25 protein-coding genes and 1 riboswitch are annotated in these 20,380 nt (G+C 31.7%); of the genes, 10 read left to right on the forward strand and 15 right to left on the reverse strand.

Annotation, left to right across the window (positions count from 1 at the left end; translation table 11 throughout):
- Window positions 1-8 precede the first annotated feature (8 nt).
- From B4G36_RS09395 to B4G36_RS09405, 3 genes are all read right to left on the reverse strand, one after another.
- Entirely contained in the window at window positions 9-779 is a 771-nt protein-coding gene (locus B4G36_RS09395) for a DUF3108 domain-containing protein (protein ID WP_291063579.1), read from the reverse strand.
- 109 nt (window positions 780-888) lie between these two features.
- Window positions 889-1,179: a NifU family protein gene (locus B4G36_RS09400; protein WP_114998704.1), complete on the reverse strand. Its 291-nt coding sequence runs from the start codon at window positions 1,177-1,179 to the stop codon at window positions 889-891.
- 15 nt (window positions 1,180-1,194) lie between these two features.
- Complete coding sequence (locus B4G36_RS09405; protein ID WP_114998705.1) at window positions 1,195-2,295, reverse strand: Mrp/NBP35 family ATP-binding protein; 1,101 nt, start codon at window positions 2,293-2,295, stop codon at window positions 1,195-1,197.
- A 134-nt stretch (window positions 2,296-2,429) separates the two neighbouring features.
- Between B4G36_RS09405 and B4G36_RS09410 the strand changes: the two genes are divergently transcribed.
- Window positions 2,430-2,891, forward strand: coding sequence for a DinB family protein (locus tag B4G36_RS09410; RefSeq protein ID WP_038336414.1), 462 nt, complete (start codon window positions 2,430-2,432; stop codon window positions 2,889-2,891).
- A gap of 24 nt (window positions 2,892-2,915) precedes the next feature.
- Window positions 2,916-3,413, forward strand: a complete 498-nt coding sequence (locus B4G36_RS09415; RefSeq protein ID WP_291063581.1) for a GNAT family N-acetyltransferase — start codon at window positions 2,916-2,918, stop codon at window positions 3,411-3,413.
- A gap of 50 nt (window positions 3,414-3,463) precedes the next feature.
- On the opposite strand, the gene B4G36_RS09420 is transcribed toward B4G36_RS09415, so the two are convergent.
- Window positions 3,464-4,297: an alpha/beta hydrolase gene (locus B4G36_RS09420; RefSeq protein ID WP_291063583.1), complete on the reverse strand. Its 834-nt coding sequence runs from the start codon at window positions 4,295-4,297 to the stop codon at window positions 3,464-3,466.
- Window positions 4,298-4,408: 111 nt separating this feature from the next.
- A complete protein-coding gene (locus B4G36_RS09425) occupies window positions 4,409-4,981 on the reverse strand; it encodes a nitroreductase family protein (RefSeq protein ID WP_286495159.1) in 573 nt (190 codons plus the stop codon).
- Between the two features lie 72 nt (window positions 4,982-5,053).
- Here B4G36_RS09425 and B4G36_RS09430 point away from each other — a divergent pair, with 72 nt between their 5' ends.
- The 5 genes from B4G36_RS09430 to B4G36_RS09450 all read left to right on the forward strand — a co-directional run bounded on the left by B4G36_RS09430 (window position 5,054) and on the right by B4G36_RS09450 (window position 11,332).
- Window positions 5,054-5,815 carry a hypothetical protein gene (locus B4G36_RS09430; protein ID WP_286495158.1) on the forward strand — a complete coding sequence of 254 codons (762 nt, stop codon included), beginning with the start codon at window positions 5,054-5,056 and terminating at the stop codon, window positions 5,813-5,815.
- Between the two features lie 15 nt (window positions 5,816-5,830).
- Window positions 5,831-6,790 carry an aminodeoxychorismate synthase component I gene (locus tag B4G36_RS09435; RefSeq protein ID WP_219033805.1) on the forward strand — a complete coding sequence of 320 codons (960 nt, stop codon included), beginning with the start codon at window positions 5,831-5,833 and terminating at the stop codon, window positions 6,788-6,790.
- Entirely contained in the window at window positions 6,774-7,373 is a 600-nt protein-coding gene (locus B4G36_RS09440) for an aminotransferase class IV (RefSeq protein WP_291063587.1), read from the forward strand. Before B4G36_RS09435 ends, B4G36_RS09440 begins: the two co-directional genes overlap by 17 nt.
- Window positions 7,374-7,431: 58 nt before the next feature.
- Window positions 7,432-7,535, forward strand: a riboswitch (SAM riboswitch).
- A 53-nt stretch (window positions 7,536-7,588) separates the two neighbouring features.
- Entirely contained in the window at window positions 7,589-9,976 is a 2,388-nt protein-coding gene (locus tag B4G36_RS09445) for a TonB-dependent receptor plug domain-containing protein (protein ID WP_291063589.1), read from the forward strand.
- 69 nt (window positions 9,977-10,045) lie between these two features.
- Complete coding sequence (locus tag B4G36_RS09450) at window positions 10,046-11,332, forward strand: APC family permease (protein WP_291063591.1); 1,287 nt, start codon at window positions 10,046-10,048, stop codon at window positions 11,330-11,332.
- Window positions 11,333-11,370: 38 nt separating this feature from the next.
- Here B4G36_RS09450 and B4G36_RS09455 read toward each other — a convergent pair whose 3' ends face one another.
- From B4G36_RS09455 to B4G36_RS09465, 3 genes are all read right to left on the reverse strand, one after another.
- Complete coding sequence (locus B4G36_RS09455) at window positions 11,371-13,377, reverse strand: flavohemoglobin expression-modulating QEGLA motif protein (protein WP_291063593.1); 2,007 nt, start codon at window positions 13,375-13,377, stop codon at window positions 11,371-11,373.
- Window positions 13,374-14,354 (reverse strand): glutathione synthase, encoded by a 981-nt coding sequence (gshB, locus tag B4G36_RS09460; protein ID WP_291063595.1) that lies wholly within the window; start codon window positions 14,352-14,354, stop codon window positions 13,374-13,376. Before gshB ends, B4G36_RS09455 begins: the two co-directional genes overlap by 4 nt.
- Before the next feature lie 184 nt (window positions 14,355-14,538).
- The gene (locus tag B4G36_RS09465; RefSeq protein ID WP_221855624.1) at window positions 14,539-15,054 is read right to left on the reverse strand and encodes a TlpA family protein disulfide reductase; all 516 of its coding nucleotides are present in this window, start codon (window positions 15,052-15,054) and stop codon (window positions 14,539-14,541) included.
- A gap of 112 nt (window positions 15,055-15,166) precedes the next feature.
- Here B4G36_RS09465 and pth point away from each other — a divergent pair, with 112 nt between their 5' ends.
- Genes pth through B4G36_RS09480 form a run of 3 tightly spaced genes read left to right on the forward strand, consistent with a single transcriptional unit; the run spans window position 15,167 to window position 16,366 of the window.
- Window positions 15,167-15,733 (forward strand): aminoacyl-tRNA hydrolase, encoded by a 567-nt coding sequence (gene pth, locus B4G36_RS09470; protein ID WP_038336392.1) that lies wholly within the window; start codon window positions 15,167-15,169, stop codon window positions 15,731-15,733.
- Window positions 15,723-16,136 carry a rhodanese-like domain-containing protein gene (locus B4G36_RS09475; protein ID WP_291053088.1) on the forward strand — a complete coding sequence of 138 codons (414 nt, stop codon included), beginning with the start codon at window positions 15,723-15,725 and terminating at the stop codon, window positions 16,134-16,136. Before pth ends, B4G36_RS09475 begins: the two co-directional genes overlap by 11 nt.
- Window positions 16,136-16,366, forward strand: a complete 231-nt coding sequence (locus B4G36_RS09480; protein WP_038336390.1) for a DUF3820 family protein — start codon at window positions 16,136-16,138, stop codon at window positions 16,364-16,366. The genes B4G36_RS09475 and B4G36_RS09480 overlap by 1 nt, the downstream gene beginning before the upstream one ends.
- Here the strand turns inward: B4G36_RS09480 and B4G36_RS09485 are convergent.
- The 7 genes from B4G36_RS09485 to B4G36_RS09515 all read right to left on the reverse strand — a co-directional run bounded on the left by B4G36_RS09485 (window position 16,363) and on the right by B4G36_RS09515 (window position 20,279).
- Window positions 16,363-16,815 (reverse strand): GNAT family N-acetyltransferase, encoded by a 453-nt coding sequence (locus tag B4G36_RS09485; RefSeq protein ID WP_291063597.1) that lies wholly within the window; start codon window positions 16,813-16,815, stop codon window positions 16,363-16,365. The genes B4G36_RS09480 and B4G36_RS09485 overlap by 4 nt on opposite strands.
- A 7-nt stretch (window positions 16,816-16,822) precedes the next feature.
- Window positions 16,823-17,266: a GNAT family N-acetyltransferase gene (locus B4G36_RS09490; protein ID WP_291063599.1), complete on the reverse strand. Its 444-nt coding sequence runs from the start codon at window positions 17,264-17,266 to the stop codon at window positions 16,823-16,825.
- The gene (locus B4G36_RS09495; protein ID WP_291063601.1) at window positions 17,241-17,738 is read right to left on the reverse strand and encodes a hypothetical protein; all 498 of its coding nucleotides are present in this window, start codon (window positions 17,736-17,738) and stop codon (window positions 17,241-17,243) included. The genes B4G36_RS09490 and B4G36_RS09495 overlap by 26 nt, the downstream gene beginning before the upstream one ends.
- 17 nt (window positions 17,739-17,755) lie before the next feature.
- Entirely contained in the window at window positions 17,756-18,322 is a 567-nt protein-coding gene (nadD, locus tag B4G36_RS09500; RefSeq protein ID WP_291063603.1) for a nicotinate (nicotinamide) nucleotide adenylyltransferase, read from the reverse strand.
- A gap of 75 nt (window positions 18,323-18,397) precedes the next feature.
- Entirely contained in the window at window positions 18,398-18,982 is a 585-nt protein-coding gene (locus B4G36_RS09505) for a Maf family nucleotide pyrophosphatase (RefSeq protein ID WP_291063605.1), read from the reverse strand.
- 11 nt (window positions 18,983-18,993) lie between these two features.
- Entirely contained in the window at window positions 18,994-19,518 is a 525-nt protein-coding gene (locus B4G36_RS09510; protein WP_286479257.1) for a KdsC family phosphatase, read from the reverse strand.
- Entirely contained in the window at window positions 19,515-20,279 is a 765-nt protein-coding gene (locus B4G36_RS09515; RefSeq protein WP_291053100.1) for a Rossmann-like and DUF2520 domain-containing protein, read from the reverse strand. Before B4G36_RS09515 ends, B4G36_RS09510 begins: the two co-directional genes overlap by 4 nt.
- Window positions 20,280-20,380: the final 101 nt, after the last annotated feature.

Here is a 20,380-nt window from a genome sequence, read left to right on the forward strand (position 1 = left end):
TAATCACTTTACTTTGTAAAATTGATTGGATATTTTAAATTTTTATATTCATTTAGATCTGCATTTAACGATCCAACTAATAATCCCGCTTTTATTTTTAGCGGAACTAAGTTATCATCGTCAGAAATCCACATCGTAACCGATTCTGATTCTTTGAAAACGCGACCAGATTGTACGTAAGGACGAATTTTTATTGCTGCAATTTTTCCGAATTTTGTTTTTAGGGTTTCACGTCCCAAAACTTTCAATCGAAATTTAAGCGTTTCATCACCAAGAAAAATATTTTCGTTCAAATAATCTCCTGTTTTAAGAGTGGTATGATTGGCATTACGTAAGCTATAAAAAGCAGAAAGTAAATCTTGCGCATCGTAAGGAATTGTTTCTGTTGTTACTTTTCCATCTCGTTTATTTTCAACTTTTGCTTTTCTATTGGCGTGATCAAAATAATAGATTTGATGACGTTTGTAACTTCCTTCTACAATATTTCGAACAAATTTTGTCGGTTTCAAATCTGTTTTATCAATATACGATTCGTAATTATCATCTACCTTAAAAAAAGCACGTACCGCACCAGTAGAAGTTCCTTTTCCTACGATGTGATAATGGCTTTTTCCGTTCAATGTAGCTTCTCTTACATCAATTGAAGCAAAACCTGCATTCAATCCAGAATAATGAACTCTAAATTTTAGATTTTCGCCAACTTTGTAGTTGTTTTGAGCATTTAAATGCAATGCAAATGAAAGGACAATAAAAGTAAAAAATAAAATATATTTTTTCATTTTGAATTTTTGGTTTTGAGGTTAAGATTCAAATTGTTTGCCAAAAATAATAAAACGCCTTTATAAATTGATATAAAGGCGTTTTAATTTATGAGAATCTAATGATATTCTAATTTTCTTCTTTTAAGGAAGATATTTGATCTGCTTCAGTTGAAGTTTCAAAATCTGAAACATTGATAACCGAAACTATTTCTGGAACATATTTTTTGATGGTCATTTCAACACCAGACTTTAAGGTCATTTGGTTGACAGAACATGCTATACATGCACCTGTAAGGCGAACTTTTACAATATTATCTTCTACAGATACTAATTCGATATCGCCTCCATCTGAATTTAAGAATGGTCTAATTTCAGTTAAGGCCTTTTCAACTTCTGAATATTTTTCTTCTGGAGTCATGATCTTTTACTTTTTTTAATTTTTTGCCGAACAACCTGCCATCGTTGTAATACGAACGGCTTCTGTTGGAGGCAAAGTATTGTTACGTTCTACTAAACTTTGTACTGCGTTACGTGCAATTTCTTTGTAAACATTAGCTACAACAGTATCTTCTTGCATTGCAGCTGGACGACCAACGTCAGCAGCTTCGCGAATAGATTGTACAATTGGAATTTCGCCTAAGAAAGGAACACCAATTTGTTCTGCTAAGTTCTTTGCACCATTTTGTCCAAAGATATAATATTTGTTGTTAGGTAATTCTTCTGGTGTAAAATACGCCATATTTTCTACAATTCCTAAAACTGGAACATTAATCGCTTCCATTTGGAACATTCCAACTCCTTTTTTTGCATCTGCTAATGCAATATTTTGAGGCGTAGAAACTACAACAGCTCCTGTAATTGGAACTTGTTGAACGATAGATAAATGAATGTCACCTGTTCCTGGAGGTAAGTCGATTAATAAGAAATCTAATTCTCCCCAATGTGCATCACGAATCATTTGATTCAATGCTTTTGCAGCCATCGGTCCTCTCCAAACAATTGCTTGATCTGTATCAGCAAAGAATCCAATTGATAATAATTTAATTCCGTAAGCTTCTACTGGTTTTATTTTCGTTTTTCCATTAACTTCTACAGAATATGGACGAGCATCTTGACAATCGAACATAATTGGCATAGAAGGTCCGTAGATATCAGCATCTAATAAACCTACCTTGAATCCCATGTTTGCTAAACTTATTGCTAAGTTTGATGAAACAGTAGATTTACCAACACCACCTTTACCTGATGCTACAGCGATAATATTTTTAACACCTGGCAATTCAGAACCTTTGATTTCGTTCGGATTTTTTTCTTCAACTTCAACAGAAATGTTAAGTTTAAGATTTGACTCAGGTAAATTTTCTTTAAATGCATTTTTCAACGCAATTTCCAAACGCTTGCGTTCGTGCATTGCAGGCGAAGGAGAAACAATATCCAATATAATATCATTTCCCATCACTTGAGCGTTACGCATCCAATTGCGAATACCTAATTCTTCTAATACTTGATATATTTGATCTCTTGTGTAAGCCATCTTTTAATTTTAATGAGACAAAATTACGAATAATCAAAGACTTTAAATAATCTAAAAACGTGATTTTAATTGTTTTGCTTTATAATTTGATAAATAGACTTAATTTGATGTATATTTAAACTTTAAATCTGACTATGGAAGAGCATATTATTTATCTGACGAATATAAGAAAACAGATTATTGATGAGCTTGAACAACACTCTCTAAAGCAACTACTTTATATACCTGTTGGCTATAAAAACAATTTGTTTTGGAATGCGGCTCATGTTTTGGCAACTCAGCAATTGATCCATTATTATTTAACCGATAATAGGATGTTGGTCGATATTCAGTTTATTCAGAAGTATAAAAAAGGAACAATCGGAAATACGGAAGTAACGGAAGAAGATGTGACAGAATTGAAGGAAATGTTGGAAAGTACACCAATGCAGATGTTCAAGGATTATCGTTCGGAAAAACTATCCTATTATCGATCATATAAAACAAGTTTTGGTATGACGTTAGAATCGATTGAAGATGCAATTTTGTACAACAATATTCACGAAGCAATGCATTTGGGATATATGATGGCAATGAAAAAGAATATTCCTTTTTAAAATTGAACAGAGAATAAAATTTAAATGTTAACATACAGAGATGCCAAACGAAGCGATTTAGAAAAAATAACAGCGATTTATAATTCGACAATAGCTTCGAGATTAGTAACTGCCGATACAGAACCAGTTTCGGTTGAAAGTAAAATAAAATGGTTCGAAGAACATTCTCCTGAAAAAAGACCACTTTGGGTTGTAGAAAATGAAGCGAAAGAAGTTGTAGGTTGGGTAAGTTTTCAATCTTTTTATGGAAGACCAGCATATGATACAACTGTGGAAATCAGTATTTATTTAGATGCAACGCAACGTGGAAAAGGTTTAGGAAAACAAGTATTGGAATATAGCATTACGAAAGCACCAGAATTTGGAATAAAAACGATTTTAGGTTTTATTTTTTCGCATAATGAACCGAGCTTGAAATTATTCAAGCATTTTGGTTTCGAAGATTGGGGAAATTATCCCAATATTGCAATTTTAGACGGAATAGAAAGAAGTTTAACTATTTTAGGAAAACGAATCGCATAAAAAACCCTCACTTCATTTGAAGTGAGGGTTTTTTATTTATCAGATAAATTTTATTTACCAATACTCCAAATCAATGCTTTTTCTTTAGTTGCTCTGTAAATTGTAGCATGTTCTTCTTTCGGTTCTGGAGAATAATTCCATTGTAGATTTGGAAGTTTTTCTTGCGTCAAAATATTCTTCAAATCATCTGTATAAGGTAAAATATCACTTGCTCCAGATCCTGCAAACCATAACTTTTTTGGAGTTGAAGGAAATTTAGCTAAATCATTTTTTGAATTCAATAACATTTTGTGATCGTTCCACCAAAGTGAAGGATCAATTGCAATATAATAATCAAACATATCTGGTTGTTTCAGAAAAGTTTCCATGATAAATAATCCAGCCAACGATTCGCCAATAATTCCTTTTTGGGATTGAGTGCGATACTTTTTCGTGATTTCAGGAAATAACTCATCCTTGACAAAGCTTCTAAATTGATTAGAACCTCCCACAACATCGGCTATTTTTTTATCTTCTTCATTTTCAGTTGGTGGACTCAAATCTTTGCGACGTTGTATATTTTCTATTCCAACCAAAATAACTGGTTTTATTTTTTTCGAAGTAATCAAACTATCTAATGTGTTTGCAATATGTGGAAAATCTTCTTTTGTTCCGCCATCAGGCATATACAAAACGGATAACGAATCCTGAGAAGTCGAATATTCTTTTGGAACCCAAACATTAATAACTCGTTTTTCATTTAGAATTTTAGAATCAATTGTAAATGTTTCGTGTTTCGGGATTGGATCGTTGTAAACAGGCAGATTAGAGTTTTTGCAAGATGTAAAAAAACTAATAGAGATTACAACTAATAAGTAGTTAAAAATAGATTTCATGTATTTCATATTAAAGTATTTAGTCAAATATACAAAAATCATAAAGAGTTGATTTTCTATTTAATAAAAAAGACCACTAAAAAATTAGTAGTCTTTTTCAAATTATTTTCTAAAGAGTTTTTAATACTCTAAAAATCTCACTTTATTTTCGATTGGTTGACGAACAGCTTCTGGAGAATCTCCTTCAATTTTTCCCATATAGAAAACACCAACACATTTTTCGCCTTCTTCCATAGTTGTAAACTCATCAACATTGGCGATAATGTTTGCTGGAGAAGACCAATATGCACCAATCTTTAGCGCACTTGCCATTAACCACATATTCTGAACAGCCATAGAAGTTGCAGCTAATTCTTCCCATTCAGGATTTTTTTCTGTGTTGATAAAATTGATTAATACAATTTTATTCGACTTATCACATTTCTCAATTAATGCATTTATTTTTCTGTCGCTCAATTGATCTGTTGGCGTTCCTTGCACATAAACACGCTTTACGTATTCGCGGAAACGGTCTTTTGCAGGTCCTTCTAAAACAACAAAACGCCAAGGTTCTGTTTTTTTATGAGATGGCGCCCAATTTGCTGCCTCAAAAATTTGATTCAATTCTTCGCGCGTAATTTCTTCTTGATTGTATTGCGGAGGAAATATAGAGCGTCTATTTTTTATGATTGATAATAAATCGTTTGCATTCATGTTGTAACAATTATTAATTTTATTCTACTAATCAAGCAAATTTACATTAATTTCAATTAAACCAACGTTAAGATGAAAACATTAGATTACAACAAAATTGAGTATTACAAAAACAATAAATTCCAATTTGATATCGGAAAATATTTCAATCAATCATTAGAACTTTTCCAAAATAATTGGCAGCCATTTGTTATTTATGCTCTTGTTGCAGCTATTGTTTATATGTTTACTTCCTTCACTATAATCGGATTGCTTTTTGTGATGTATCCACTTATAATGGGATTTATGATTGGAGCAGAACGTGCCGAAAACAAAATGTCATTAGAACTAGGTGACTTTTTTGGAGGTTTCAAAAATATAGGAAGCTATTTCCTTTTAACACTTATCGTAATGGGAGTTGCAATAGTTGTAATGTTACCATACATTATTTTTTCTTTTTTACCACTTATGTTTAATGATCCCGAAAATGTAAACTCAGCATTAATGATTGGTTCATCGCTTTTTGGTATGTTATACATCTTAGTGGCGACAGTATTTTTATTGTTCTTACAAGCGTGTATTTATCTGGCTCCGTATCTTATTCATTATGGAAATATGAGCGCTATTGACGCAATGAAAACTTCTTATGCAATCGTAAAAAAGAATTTTTGGTGGATGATTCTAATAGCTATTGTTGTTAGTCTGGTTGCTTCAATAGGAGCTATTGCTTGTTATGTGGGTGTGTTAGCAACTTATCCAATTGGCTATATGATGGTTTATTTTATGTTAAAAGATATGATTTTGACAGATGATGAAAAAACAGAAATTGATCTACTTGGTACAAACCAAGAATAATATTAATTTTATCGAATGTTAGCAAAGCATTCGATTTTTACGAAAATGAATGAATTGGGAGCTGCAAAAGTTCCCTTTTTTTTTATGATCGATTTTTTGAAAGAAAATGGAGAAGTAATTCCGTTGAAGGAATTACCTGATGAGATAAAATTTGAAGTAGATTCAACAAAAAAAGAATTTTTTCAGAAAGATTTTAAATTCAATAAATTCCCGATTTCTTTTGACGAATATTTGCCAAAATTCAATTATGTTCACGATAATCTTTTGTTTGGAAATTCATATTTAACGAATTTAACGCTTCCAACAAAAATTGAAACAGATTTGACTTTAGATGAAGTTTTTCAGTTTTCTGAAGCAAAATATAAATTGAAATATAAAAACGAATTTGTTTGTTTTTCTCCCGAACGTTTTGTGAAAATTGAAGATCAAAAAATCTTTTCAAATCCAATGAAAGGAACCATTGATGCCTCGATTCTAAATGCGAAGCAACTTATTTTGAATGATGAAAAAGAAGCTGCCGAACATGCAACAATTGTCGATTTAATCAGAAATGATTTGAGTCTTGTTTCCGAAAATGTTGAGGTGATAAATTATCGCTACATGGATGAGGTGAAGACAAATGATGCAACACTTTTGCAAGTAAGTTCTGAGATAAAAGGCGATTTGAATGATGATTATAGTCAAAATTTAGGAACGATTTTCGATCAACTTTTACCTGCTGGTTCTATTTGCGGTGCGCCCAAAAAGAAAACCGTTGAAATTATTTTAGAAGCCGAGAAGTATCATCGAAATTTTTATACAGGAGTTTTTGGTGTTTTTGATGGCGAAAATCTTGATAGTGCTGTGATGATTCGTTTCATCGAAAATAATCAAGGTGAATTATTTTTCAAGAGTGGAGGAGGAATAACAGCAAAAAGTAAGGCAAAAGCAGAGTACGAAGAATTAATTCAGAAAGTATATGTTCCAATTTATTGAATCGATTTGTTGTGTAAACAAACAACTTCGAAATTTAGAATTTCATCAAGCGAGATTTGATCGAACAAGAAATGATAATTTTACTGAAATCAATCCGATTTTATTGAACGAAATTATTAAGTTTCCAACAGATTTAACGGTTGAAAAATATAAAGTTAAAATTGTATATGATCGAGAAATTCAATCGGTAGAATTTCAACCGTATCAAATCAAACCAATTGAAAGTATTCAACTTTTTGAAATCGAAAATAAAATTGATTATTCATACAAATATTTAGATCGTTGGTTTTTTGATGAATATTTAAAAGAATCAAAAACAGATGATTTGGTCTTGGTGAAATCAAATTATATTACCGATTGTATTTATTCGAATATTGTTTTTTTTGACGGTTCTCAATGGATCACGCCACGAACTTTTCTATTGAAAGGAACAATGCGAGAAGTTTTGTTACAATCAAGCGAGATCATTCAGAAAAATATAAAAGTTTCAGATTTAGTTAATTTTAAATCATTCAAACGAATCAATGCGATGATGAATTTAGACGAAAGCCAAGAATTGGATATTTCGTTGTTAATTCAATAACTCTATAAAATTGATAGAGTATTGTTTGCGTTTTCATTTTTTAACATTACCTTTGCATAACTTATCAAGAAAGGTGGAGGGATTGGCCCTGTGAAACCTTAGCAACCAGATGACTTATAATCTAAGGTGCTAAATCCAACCTATTAGAGGGAAAGATGAGTAAAAGTATTTCACTTTTATCTGTTGGTTTCTTGAAAGTTTTATGATAATTAAAAATGAAAAGAAACAAATTTTTACTTGCTTCATTCGCATTTATTTGCGCATCTACACTTTTTGCTCAAGAAGTTGAAAAGGAGGAAACAAACCTTAACGAAGTTATTTTAATTGGTGGTCGTACATCAGAAAGAACGGTGGTTAATTCGTCTGTTCCTTTCGATATTATTGATGTTGAGAAATTAAAAACGTCTTCTCCTCAATTGAGTGTGAATGATATTTTGAATGTGGTTATTCCTTCTTTTAATTCTGTTCGTCAATCATCTGCAGATGGAACGGAGCATATCGATCCTGTAACATTGCGTGGAATGGGACCAGATCAGGTTTTGGTTTTGATTAATGGAAAACGTCGTCACACAACTTCCTTAGTGAATTATCAAAATACAGTAGGAAATGGTTCTGTTGCAACAGATTTAGGCGCAATTCCGATTTCGGCAATTGATAAAATTGAAGTTTTACGTGATGGTGCGGCTGCGCAATATGGTTCTGATGCGATTGCGGGAGTTGTAAATATTGTTTTGAAATCTAAACCAGGTGGAGACGCTTCTTTGACGTATGGTCAGACCTCTCGAAATGATGGAGAAACGTATAATTTTAACGGAAGTTATGCAACGAAATTAGGACAATCAGGCTCAATTGTTTTTTCGGCAGTTGTAAGTGAGCGTAAGAAAACGAATCGTTCAAAAGATCATAATTTAGATATTTTTGGAGATAATTTTGCATACGATTTTGCAGATGATCCAGATGCGGCTAGAGCTGCGGATGACGCAAAAATTGCTTCTTTAGGACTTTCGAGAAAAGATTTTAGATTTCAAATTGGAGATGCGGCAATCAAAAATCAACAATTTTTTATAAATGCTGAAACGGCGATTAATGATCGATTAGATTTTTATTCATTTGGAGGCGTTTCGTTGCGCCAAGGTAATGGATTCGGTTTTAGAAGATTGCCAAGCGAATTGTCTGAAGATGCGTTAAAAATTTATCCAAATGGTTTTCAAGCTACCTTAAAATCTAATGTAAATGATTATTCAAATTCGACAGGATTGCGTTATTCATATGATGGATGGAAAGTTGACTTGAGCAATACTTTTGGATTAAATTCATTCAAGTATGATTTAGAAAATTCAATTAATCAATCATTAGGCTTAAACTCTCCAACCGATTTTTACGCAGGAAAACATCAATTTTTACAAAATACAGTCAATTTAGATTTTTCAAAACGAATTAACCAAAATGTTAGTTTAGCGTTTGGAGGAGAATATCGTTTTGAACAATATAAAATCGAAGCTGGAGACGAAGCGTCTTATTCAGGTTCTGGATCTGAATCTTTTGTAGGGTTTTCTCCATTGAATGTTGTAAAAGGAGATCGTCACTCAGTTGCGGCTTATGTAGATGGAGAATTGAAATTTGGAGATTTTACGGCTGATTTAGCTGGACGATTTGAAAATTACTCAGATTTTGGAAGTACAATCAACGGAAAATTAGCGATGCGATATGAATACGCAAAAGGATATTCGGTTCGTGGAGCGATTTCGACAGGATTTAGAGCACCTTCTTTACAACAAAAATATTTCAGTAATTCATATACCGATTTATTCTTGAATGATAATGGTGATCAAGTTTTGGTAACAAAAGGAATTATCCGAAATGAGTCTGAATTGTCGAAAGAAATTGGTTTGGATAAATTAAAAGAAGAAAAATCAATCAATGCAAGTTTAGGTTTAACATTTCGTCCGACTTCAAAATTATTTATCACATTGGATGGATATTTTATAAAAGTTGATGACCGAATTGTCTTAACTTCTGATATCACAGATCCTGCTTTAGAAAAATATAATGTAGCGACAGCGCGTATTTTTACGAATGCAATTGATACAGAAACCAAAGGTTTGGATTTAGTAATTTCCTATGATACTCGTTTAGGTCGAGGAAAATTGAATGCAAGTTTATCAGGAAATATCAACGAAACAAAAATTGTCGGTTATCATTTTCCAACAGCTTTAACAATTCCAACGGAAGAATTTTTTGGTCCTGATCAAGTCAATATTATCGAATCATTAAGTCCAAAAACAAAAGCAACTTTAGGATTGAATTATGCAATTTCTGGATTCAATTTTATGGTGCGTAACACGTATTTCGGAAAAGTGACAAAAGATGGATATCCTTGGGGAAGTATCCAAGAACATACGGGAAAAGCGGTGACGGATGCTTCGATTGGTTATGATATTACAAAGAATTTCAACTTTACAATTGGTGCAAATAATTTGTTTGATGTTTTCCCAGACAAGCAAGTTTATGAGAATTCTTATTATGGAATTTTTCCGTATGCGCCAGTTCAAATGGGGATGACAGGAGCGTATTATTTTGCACGTGCAAGTTTTAAATTTTAATCAATAATAAAATATTCAAAGTGTCAATTTTAATGTAAATTCAAACATTCAATTGGCACTTTTTTGTGTATGGCACATTCAAAAATTGGTTGGAAAACCGCAGCAGCTTTAGTGATTTCGAATATGATCGGAACAGGTGTTTTTACCAGTTTGGGTTATCAAATTTCTGATTTAAAAAATACAACTTCTATCTTATTATTGTGGGCAATAGGAGGATTGTTAGCGTTGATTGGCGCATTTATTTATTCGGAGTTAGCTTCAAAATTTAAACAATCAGGAGGAGATTATATTTACTTATCTCGCACATTTCATCCTGTTTTTGGTTATTTATCAAGTTGGATTTCTTTATTCGTTGGTTTCTCAGCGCCGATTTCTTTAGCGGCCTTGGCAATGGGGAAATACTTGAATGTTTTCGGGTTTGATTTAGGAAAAGAATTTGCAATAGCCATGATTTTGATAGTCGCAGTTTTTCAATCATTCAGTCTAAATTTGAGTAGTAAATTTCAGAATATTTTTACTATTCTAAAAGTTGTATTTATTGTTGTTTTAATTGCTTTAGGTTTTTATTTTGCTTCAGCAATTGAGCCAAATGCGGTAGTTTTTGATACGACTTGGAAAAATGAATTGTTACTTCCAGCATTTGCGACTTCTTTGGTTTATGTCACTTTCGCATATACAGGTTGGAATTCGGCTTCATATATCGTAGAAGAAATTGAACAACTAAAACGAAACTTACCAAAAGCGTTATTTATAGGCGTTATTTTTGTAACGATTTCTTATGTTTTGCTAAATTATGTTTTCTTAAAACATGCATCATCAGTAGCTTTGGCTGGACAAGAAAATGTGGCGAATATTTCGTTCGGCAATATACTTGGAAATAATGTGAAATGGGTGAGTTGTTTTATTGCTTTGCAATTGATTGCGACGATTAGCGGTTATTTATGGATTGGTTCTCGCTTGACGCAAGCCACAGCGCGCGAAAATAAATTGTGGAATTTTATGGCGAAAGAGAACAAAAATAGAATTCCGGTTCGTGCAATTTGGGTGCATTCAGCAATTAGTATTTTGCTTATTTTTTCAGGAGATTTTGAAGTAATTTTTACCTATACATCGTTTGTTTTACAAATTTTAGCAACATTAGCAGTTTGTACAGCGTTCTTTATCAAACAAGATCAATTAACCATTATCAAAAGTAAATTCTTTTATGTTTTACCTGCGATATTTTTAGCATTTAGTTTATACATCTGTTATTTCGTTTTGATGCAAAAACCAAAAGAAAGTTTATTTGGTTTAGGTATTATTGCATTAGGAATTGTATTATTCTATTTTGATAAAAGAATTGAGAAAGAGAATTAATCACAAAACCCACTCAAATTTGAGTGGGTTTTTATTTTTTAATCTTTTATTCCGTTAAAAATATATTGTAAAATAGGGTTGATTTCTGGATTTTCAAGATGTTTTTTGAAAATTTTGGTATGATATTTTGGTTTATTAATCATTTTACGCTCAACTAATTCGTCAATTGTATCAATGTATTCAACTGAAGTTTTTCCAATCAATAAATTATCCAAAGAACGTCCTTGATCAACATAATTCAAAATCGTTTTCAAACCTTTCAAGTAAAGTGCATCTTTTGTAAAACCACCACCACGATAAACGCGAGTTGTCAGATAAAATGCATCTTCTGGTTTCATTTTGTATTCTTCCATCAAAACCATAAACGTTTCATTGAACGATTTTCCGCTTGTTAACATATGAACTGCCATAACGCGTAAACCAAGTTCTCTTAGTCGGCTATGATTAATAGAATCAGAATAATATTCACTTAAAATCGCTAAACCTTCTTGCGTTAATGTATTTACAGGTAAACCAATACTAAAGATTTTTAATGGTTGATCCAACGCGTTCATCGTTGTCACCATGTGAACTCCAATTTCGTGCTCAATTAAACCATTTGTAAAACGTTTATCAAACTTAACGCCACGTTTAATCACAACTTTTCTCTTGCTATTGATTACAAGTGCTTTTGATGCGATATCATCCGAAACTTCGATGTCAAATTTGAAACCATAATCATTCGTAGCATTTCTAAAAAGATTAACCACTTCTTCCTCTGTATAATTTCCTTGTTTATCCATTCTAAATTCAGGACAATAAAGGATAAAGTTCGCATTTTCGATATCTTTTTTAGATGGTTCGCCAAAATAACGCAACGAATTGTATAAAAATTTATCCGTACCAAGATTGGCTAATAAATCGACCTTATCAAAATAAGCGTTAATCGTGTTAACATACATATTTTGAATACTAATATCATTGATTTTTTCGACTTTAATATTCGATAATTTTCGTTTAAATTCAAATGGATCAATGTTAAGCGGATTGTACTTAAATTGTGGTTCGTATGTATATTTTGAAGCTAAGAATTTCTTCTTTTCAAATTCTAAATTAATCGGATTGATAACACTTAACAACTCAAAATTCTGAACCAATTGATACAATTGTTTATCAATTTTGACCAAATCAGATTCTAATTCATTGTGCAAAATATTCACTTGCTTAGAACCTACTTTGTACGTCGTTTCTGTTTTTACAAACTCATAAGCATGGTTAAGAATTGCCGATTTGAAACCTTCTTTTATTTGGTTAATAATCTCCGGAAAAGATTCTCCAGTTAATTCATCACAATAAATTTTCGAAACTTCTGTCGCTAAAACCAACGCATTTTTGAATCGATTTGTAACAAATTCTAACAAATATCCTCGTCCATAAAATACATCGTTAATCGCCGAATAATTGTGAATATTTTCTAACTCAATATTTGCCAATTCATCGCGCCAACTTTCTACATAATTTCCGTAACGTTCGTTATCAACTCGTTCCGCACCAATGTTGAACACAGGAACCGGACGATCCCAGCGTTTCCAATTGTACGAATGAATATCATAAACCAAGCATGACTTAAATTTAGTTTCAAGCTTGTTGATTAAAGCTTCTAAAACTTCATAAAAAGCGTGATGTTTTGCAATACTTTTTTGTTTTTGAGAAACCGACAAAGGCTCTTTCCAAACCTGTTTTCCCCAAGCTTCTTCGTACACAGCAGTTTCTGGACCACGATTTAGATCGTATTCAAATCGAGAATCACAACCTTGAATTAAGATTGGAAAAGTTTCTACAAACTCAGCAGTATGCGGATCTTCCTCGTACCAACGTTCATAATTGCTTAATAAACATTTTTCGCGAATATCTTCGCGCATTTGTCCACCATCATGAATGGCAGCACAAACGTAAGGAATGTATTCGTCGATTTTTATTTTGAATGATTCGTCTTCTGCATAAGCTTCAAATACAATTTCGTTCTCAATATTCTCTAAAATTTGCTGTATACTTATGGATTTCATGCTTTAAATTCTTTATATTTCTCCAATAACATCGACACGATTTGTTTCTGAATTTCGTTGTTATTGTTTACATTATTGTGAGGAACAATTCCTCCAGGACTTACTACATTTAGCTCAACCATTTTTCCGTTAATCAAATCGATACCACAAAAATAAATTCCATCTTCATTTAATTGTTTTCCTATTTTACGGCACAATTCTAACTCATGTTCACTCATTTCGTGTCTAATCGCAGAACCACCAGCCGAAATATTAGAACGATGATCGCCTTCTGCAGGAACACGCATAATTGCACCAATCGGTTCACCATTAATCACAATGGCGCGAACATCACCTTTTTCTGCACCTTCTATATAATTTTGACAAATAATAGGCTGAGAATATCCGGTATGATTGATATAAAAATCGCAAATCGAGCTTAAGTTACCAATATTTTTTCGTTCGAAAAGTATAACACCTTTACCACCCATTCCGTCTAAAGGTTTGATGATAAATTTCTCGAAATTATTTTCTTCTACAAACGATTTTATCAAATCAATATCTTTTGTAATAAGTGTTTGAGGAACAATTGTTTCTAGACCATCATCAAAAGAAGCGGCGTATATTTTATTATTTGCTTTACGTAATCCCGAAATTTTATTCACGAAGAAAACTTTATCTTCGATTAATTCTAACATATTCAACAAAAGCGGATCAATTGGTGGATCGGCTCTCATAAAAATTATGTCAAATTCGGTCAAATCTTTTATACTACTTTCAAATTTCATGGTGTGATAAAATTCAACACAATCATTTGTTTCTGTAGTTATCATCTTTTTGCAGTTTCCTACAACTTTGCCTTTGGCAATAGAGATATCTTTTTTTGTTAAATAGGATACTTCAAATCCACGATCTACGCATTCTTTAATAATTCGCATAGTGGTGTCTTTTCCTGGTTCAACCTTGTCCCAAGGATACATTACGAAGCATATTTTCATATAAATAAAAAGGGTATTAAAATCAATGCAATAATAACTAAAAGTTTGATACAAAAAATGATCTATAAAAAATTATAGAATATTTATTTTTATTCTATGAAAGATATTGATTTCTAATGATTAATAAAAGAAAATGGTGATTGATTTTTTAATTTCAATCACCATTTGGTTGGTAAACTATAAACTATTTATTTCTTAAACGATCAATTGTTTCTTGAACTTTAGGATCATCAGCTTTCACACTGTAATAATCTGCAATTTTTCCATTTTGATCAAGAACCAAATATCTTGGTATCCAATTTAAATCAATCCCTGTGCCAAAATTGCCTTTCCAGTTGTTTCCTAAGTAAAAGTGTTGACCTTCAATTTGATATTTTTTAATACCATTTTTCCAAGCTTCCTCATTCTTGTCCATTGAAAGGTAAACAAAGGTTACGTCAGGATTTTTTTCGTGCAAAGATTTCAAAGCTGGCATGTTTTTGATACAATCTCCACACCAAGTTGCCCATAAATCCAACAAGACAATTTTTCCTTTATAGTTCGAAAAAACTTTTTCGATGGTTGCCGAATTTCCTTCTAAATCAACTACGCTATCTTGCAAAGCTGTTGCGGGAAATTCAGTTTTCATCACTGACGGAATTTTTTGCGAAAATGCATTAATTCCGACAAATAATATTAAAACGCTAATTATTTTTCTCATGATAATTTTTTATCGATTTCATGTATTTACAAAATCTATACCAATTCAGTAGACTTTAAAGCAAAGGTAAATATTTATTTCTAATCATTGCAAAAAGATGTAATTTTGTTTCATGCAAAAATATCTGATTATTGGGCTTGGTAATATTGGTGCTCAATACGAAAATACTCGTCATAATATTGGTTTCAAGGTTGTTGAAGAAGTTGCTAAAAAAGTTGATGCTAAATTTTCACCATCAAATTTTGGTGAAGTAGCACAGTTTAAATATAAAGCGCGTCCAGTTACGTTGTTAAAACCAAATACATACATGAATTTGAGTGGAGATGCGGTTCGTTTTTGGATGAAAAAAGAAAATATTTCGTTAGAAAATATTTTTGTCATTACAGATGATTTGAACTTGCCTTTCGGAACAATTCGTATGCGTGGAAAAGGTAGCGATGGTGGACACAATGGTTTGAAGGATATTCAAAATAAAGTTGGCGGACAAAATTATGCGCGATTACGCTTTGGTGTAGGAAATGAGTTTTCGGAAGGTAAACAAGTGGATTATGTGTTAGGCGATTGGTCGGCAGAAGAAAATGAAAAAATGAATGAACGATTGAATTTGGCTGCTGATGCAGTTTTGTCGTTTATTTTTCAAGGATTAGGTAATACAATGAATCAATATAATGGTAAATAAAATTTTAGGAGTTGCAATGATTGCAGGAACACTTTTTTTAGGTTCTTGTGCAAGCAATTCGTCAAGTTTAGAAGGAAAAGAAGCGAAAATAGAAGAAATAACTTCGACATTAGATAATGTAAATGAAATTAATTTCAAGAGTAAAAAGAATGTTTTGTTAGACGTTCGTACACCTAAAGAGTTTGCTGAAGGTCATGTTCCTGGAGCGGTAAATATAGACGTGAAAAATCCAAATTTCGAAGAAGAAATTCAGAAATTAGATACAAAAAAGAATTATTTCATTTATTGCAAATCTGGTGTTAGAGCAAAATTAGCAACAGAAAAAATGCAAGAAAAAGGTTTCAAAAATGCGAAGAATTTCAAAGATGGAATGTCAACGTACAAAGGAACTGTAACAAAATAATGGAAGGATTTCGTCCCGAAATATTAAAAGAAATTGTCACAACTAAAATGCCTTTCGGTAAATACGAAGGGCGATTGTTGTGCGATTTACCTGTTTCTTATTTGGAATGGTTTGTTGGTAAAGGTGGTTTTCCGAAAGGGAAATTAGGAATTCTTTTATCCACTGTTTACGAAATAAAATTAAATGGTTTAGAAGATATTATCTACGAATTGAAACGTCAATTTGGTTAAACTTCTATTTGATAGATTCTCGATTCTTCTTCCCACGGATGATAGCCTTGTCCAATATATTCAAAACCTAACTTTTCGTAATATCCTACATGATCTGTGCAAAGGTTTAAATAATTGAATCCAAACTTTTTAGTGTCTTCTTTAGCTTTATCAATTAAAAGAGACGCATAATTATTACCTCTTTCTTCTTCATTAATATAAATTGCGCAAATCCATGGATAAAGATCCATTCTACTGATAAAATCGTTTGTAATTAATCCTGCACATCCAATAATTTCATTTTCTTTTAACAATAAATACCACTGCGGCAAAGGATTCTCAGCATGAACAGCATGTGTGATACAATCTTCGTAAATAATCGGAGAAACTTCACTCCAACTTTCTTGTAAAAAAGCAATTGCTTGCTTTAAATAATCTTTTTCCTCTCTTACTGAAATAACTTTTAGCATAATTCTTTTATTTAGTTTCCCATTCATAAAAATTTGCATCATCACGCAATTGAAATCCAGCACTTGGATATAATGAATTTCCAATACCATTCGTAACACTTGTTTCTAATAACATTGCACAAGCATCTGTTTTGCGACACAGATTTTTTGCCTCTTCTATCAATTCTCTTGAAAAACCTTTTCCTCGAAATTCTGGCGAAACAAATAAATCATTCAAAATCCAGAAACGTTTCATTCGAGTAGATGAAAATGAAGGAAATAATTGTACAAAACCAACTGCTTTTTCGTCTTTATTATAGGTTAAAAAGATAACCGATTCGTCATTTACAATTCTGGCTTCTAGAAATTCTTCCGCTGCTTTTACATCAGATTTCTTATCATAAAATTGACGATACGCATCAAATAAAGGAACCAATTCTTCTAAATTATTTATAGTAGCTTGTTTTGTCATGATTTTTAAATTTTCGATAAATTATTATTACATATAAGATTAGAAATGCTAAAAAAGCTATAATTATAAAATAATTTCTTTTATTATGAATAGATTTTGAAATTAAAATTTGATTGCCTTTTTCTAACTGAATGATAGAAATTGTATTTTGATATTTTTGAGGTTTTTCATAATAAATGTTTACATAATCTCCTTTTTTAATTTTTTGAGTTATAAGGTGTTTTTTGATTGAATACGAATATTTATTTGAATCATTTTCCAATTTTAGAAAAAACACCATCTTTTTATTAGAAAGATTTCGAAGACTTTTTTGTCTATATATACTTTCAGATAAACCAATTTCTGATACTTTTCCTTTAATTAAATTGCTTTCAGAAGTATTTATATCTATGATAGAATTAATTATTAAAAAAATTAATACTATTGGAAGAATAGAAAAGGTTATCCATTTTTTTAAAGCAGAAATACTCAAATTATTAAATTAAAAAATTATCCATACAAATTACTTCCATCCAAATATTCCCAAACTTTTGGAGGTAACATAGGTTTTATATTTTTTCTAGCTTTTATTGCATTTCGAATAAATGTAGAAGAAATTTCCATCAAAGGCGCTTCAACCATTTCGACATTATCCAAATTTTCTTCTTGCGAATAACCAGGACGCGGATAAACATACAATTGATAATCGCGCATTAAAATCTCGGTATTTTTCCATTTTGAAATTCCATCCAAATTATCAGAACCCATAATCAGTGCAAAGTTATGCTCAGGAAATTTTTCGTTTAGATGAATTAATGTATCAATTGTGTACGAAGGTTTCGGTAACGTAAATTCGATGTTCGACGCACGAAGATTAGGATAATCTTTAATCGCTAATTCTACCATTTCTAATCGATCATATTCATTTGCTAAAGAACTTTTTTTCTTCAATGGATTTTGAGGCGAAACCACAAACCAAACCTGATCTAAATCGGTGAATTGTTGAAAATGATTGGCAATAATTAAATGTCCGACATGAATAGGGTTGAATGATCCAAAATATAAACCGACCTTCATAAAATTGATTTTTTAGAAAAACAAAAATACGATAATTGTAGAATAAAAAAATCCAGCCGAAGCTGGATTATATGTTTAGAATTTCACTAATTCTTTATATAGCTTGTGCGTTGGAAGTCCCATTACATTGAAATAACTTCCATTCATATTATCTACACCAATATAACCAATCCATTCCTGAACTCCATAAGCGCCTGCTTTATCGAAAGGTTTGTAATTATCAATGTAGAAATAAATTTCTTCATCTGTTAAATCTGCGAAAGTAACTTGCGTTTCGTCTGAAAAAGTAACTTCTTTTTCTAAAGAACGAATTGTAACTGATGTATAAACAGAATGTGTTTTTCCGCTTAATTTTTTAATCATTTCGTACGCTTCTTCTCTATTCGAAGCTTTTTCTAACGATTCATCATCTACCCAAACAGTTGTATCCGATGTAATAATCAAATCATTTGGTTGAATATTTGTATAAGCTTTTGCTTTTTTAGCGGAAAGATATTCGGTGATTTGTTCTTTCTTGAATTCGTTGCGATCAAATGTTTCGTCAATATCCAATGAAATTGTCGAAAATTTCAATCCTAATCCAGCTAAAAGTTCTTTTCTTCTTGGCGATTGTGATGCCAAAATGATATTGGTATCTTTTAATTTTTCTGTTAATAACATTTCAAATTCTTTTATACAGAAGCTACTTCTTCTGCATTATACCATTTGTTTTGAACTTTCAAAATTTGTTCTAATAGATCGCGAACGCAACCTTTCCCTCCGTTTTCTGGTGAAATATATTCTGAAGCTTTGCGTACATCCATACAAGCATCGTTAGGACAAGCTGATAATCCAACTAAATTCATCACAGCTAAATCTGGATAATCATCGCCCATATAAGCAATTTCATCAGGATCTAATCCATAAGAAAAAAGTAAATCTTCGAAAGCTTCTACTTTATCACGTTTATTCACGTAGATATCTGTTAAGCCTAAATATTTTAAACGATTTACAACAGCTTCATCTCTTCCTCCAGTGATCACCGCAATTCGTATTCCTTGTTTGATGGCTAATTGCATCGCATAACCATCACGCGTATTCATTGTTCTCACCATTTCGCCAGTTGGTAATAAAATTAAATTTCCATCTGTCAAAACTCCATCCACATCTAAAATAACGGTTTTAATGTTATTTAGTTTTTCTTTATAACTTATCATTTTTCGTAAACTCGTTTGATTGAATCTGTCAATATTTGGTAAATCTGTAATAATCTCGAATCATCTTGTAAGGCCTCTAAATGACGATCAATAATGACTTGATCTCCACGTTTGGCCGGACCAGTTTGCGCATCTTTCGGACTCATTTCGATCACTTTATTTGCTGTTTCTTGTATAAGAGGCAACAAAACATCGAACGGAACATTGTTTTGCTCACAAATATTTCCTGCGATATAATATAAATGATTGACAAAATTATTTGCCCAAACACCTGTCATATGCACTTGCATTCTACTTGCAAAATTAAGTTCGTGAACTTCGTTTGAAATTCGATTTCCTAAATCATTCAACGTCTTTAAATCCTCAGGATTTTCGGCTTCGATAAAAAACGGAATATTATCATAACGCATTGTTCTTTCTTTCGAAAAAGTTTGCAACGGATAAAAAACGCCTTTTCGGTAATCGCCTTTCAGAACAAACATTGGAGACGAACCAGAAGTATGTACAACCAAAACATCATCATACGGAATATAATGAGAAAACTCTTCGATTCCAGAATCTGCACTCGCAATAATATAAATGTCTGCTTTTTCTATTTCAGAAATTTTATCGGTATACGAAATTCTATTTGCTTCTCCGATTTCTCTAGCGTGTTCTAATGTTCTATTGAAAATTTGTCGAACATTGCAAGTGTTTTCGATTAATGCACGAGTTAAGTGAAACGCAACATTTCCCGCACCTAATATGACAATTGAACTCAATGTTTTAGCAATTTTTTGATTAATATTAATTGAATGATAAATGTAAGTTTTTCAGTCGAGGAAAAAAATTTTAAAAAAAATTAAAAATTCTTGTAACATTA

This window comes from Empedobacter sp. UBA3239 (genome assembly GCF_002362875.1).
In the GTDB taxonomy this organism is placed as follows: Bacteria; Bacteroidota; Bacteroidia; order Flavobacteriales; family Weeksellaceae; genus Empedobacter; species Empedobacter falsenii_B.

Coding starts and splice junctions, on each gene's coding strand:
- gshB (WP_291063595.1), bottom strand. CDS start 14,354: ATGAAAATATGCTTCGTAATGTATCCTTGGGACAAGGTTGAACCAGGA.
- B4G36_RS09490 (WP_291063599.1), bottom strand. CDS start 17,266: ATGACAAAACAAGCTACTATAAATAATTTAGAAGAATTGGTTCCTTTA.
- B4G36_RS09455 (WP_291063593.1), bottom strand. CDS start 13,377: ATGAAATCCATAAGTATACAGCAAATTTTAGAGAATATTGAGAACGAA.
- nadD (WP_291063603.1), bottom strand. CDS start 18,322: ATGAAGGTCGGTTTATATTTTGGATCATTCAACCCTATTCATGTCGGA.
- B4G36_RS09425 (WP_286495159.1), bottom strand. CDS start 4,981: ATGAATGCAAACGATTTATTATCAATCATAAAAAATAGACGCTCTATA.
- B4G36_RS09505 (WP_291063605.1), bottom strand. CDS start 18,982: ATGTTATTAACAGAAAAATTAAAAGATACCAATATCATTTTGGCATCA.
- B4G36_RS09445 (WP_291063589.1), top strand. CDS start 7,589: ATGAAAAGAAACAAATTTTTACTTGCTTCATTCGCATTTATTTGCGCA.
- B4G36_RS09430 (WP_286495158.1), top strand. CDS start 5,054: ATGAAAACATTAGATTACAACAAAATTGAGTATTACAAAAACAATAAA.
- B4G36_RS09480 (WP_038336390.1), top strand. CDS start 16,136: ATGGAAGGATTTCGTCCCGAAATATTAAAAGAAATTGTCACAACTAAA.
- B4G36_RS09405 (WP_114998705.1), bottom strand. CDS start 2,295: ATGGCTTACACAAGAGATCAAATATATCAAGTATTAGAAGAATTAGGT.
- B4G36_RS09410 (WP_038336414.1), top strand. CDS start 2,430: ATGGAAGAGCATATTATTTATCTGACGAATATAAGAAAACAGATTATT.
- B4G36_RS09420 (WP_291063583.1), bottom strand. CDS start 4,297: ATGAAATACATGAAATCTATTTTTAACTACTTATTAGTTGTAATCTCT.
- B4G36_RS09465 (WP_221855624.1), bottom strand. CDS start 15,054: ATGAGAAAAATAATTAGCGTTTTAATATTATTTGTCGGAATTAATGCA.
- pth (WP_038336392.1), top strand. CDS start 15,167: ATGCAAAAATATCTGATTATTGGGCTTGGTAATATTGGTGCTCAATAC.
- B4G36_RS09475 (WP_291053088.1), top strand. CDS start 15,723: ATGGTAAATAAAATTTTAGGAGTTGCAATGATTGCAGGAACACTTTTT.
- B4G36_RS09485 (WP_291063597.1), bottom strand. CDS start 16,815: ATGCTAAAAGTTATTTCAGTAAGAGAGGAAAAAGATTATTTAAAGCAA.
- B4G36_RS09450 (WP_291063591.1), top strand. CDS start 10,046: ATGGCACATTCAAAAATTGGTTGGAAAACCGCAGCAGCTTTAGTGATT.
- B4G36_RS09395 (WP_291063579.1), bottom strand. CDS start 779: ATGAAAAAATATATTTTATTTTTTACTTTTATTGTCCTTTCATTTGCA.
- B4G36_RS09510 (WP_286479257.1), bottom strand. CDS start 19,518: ATGATAAGTTATAAAGAAAAACTAAATAACATTAAAACCGTTATTTTA.
- B4G36_RS09440 (WP_291063587.1), top strand. CDS start 6,774: ATGTTCCAATTTATTGAATCGATTTGTTGTGTAAACAAACAACTTCGA.
- B4G36_RS09415 (WP_291063581.1), top strand. CDS start 2,916: ATGTTAACATACAGAGATGCCAAACGAAGCGATTTAGAAAAAATAACA.
- B4G36_RS09435 (WP_219033805.1), top strand. CDS start 5,831: ATGTTAGCAAAGCATTCGATTTTTACGAAAATGAATGAATTGGGAGCT.
- B4G36_RS09400 (WP_114998704.1), bottom strand. CDS start 1,179: ATGACTCCAGAAGAAAAATATTCAGAAGTTGAAAAGGCCTTAACTGAA.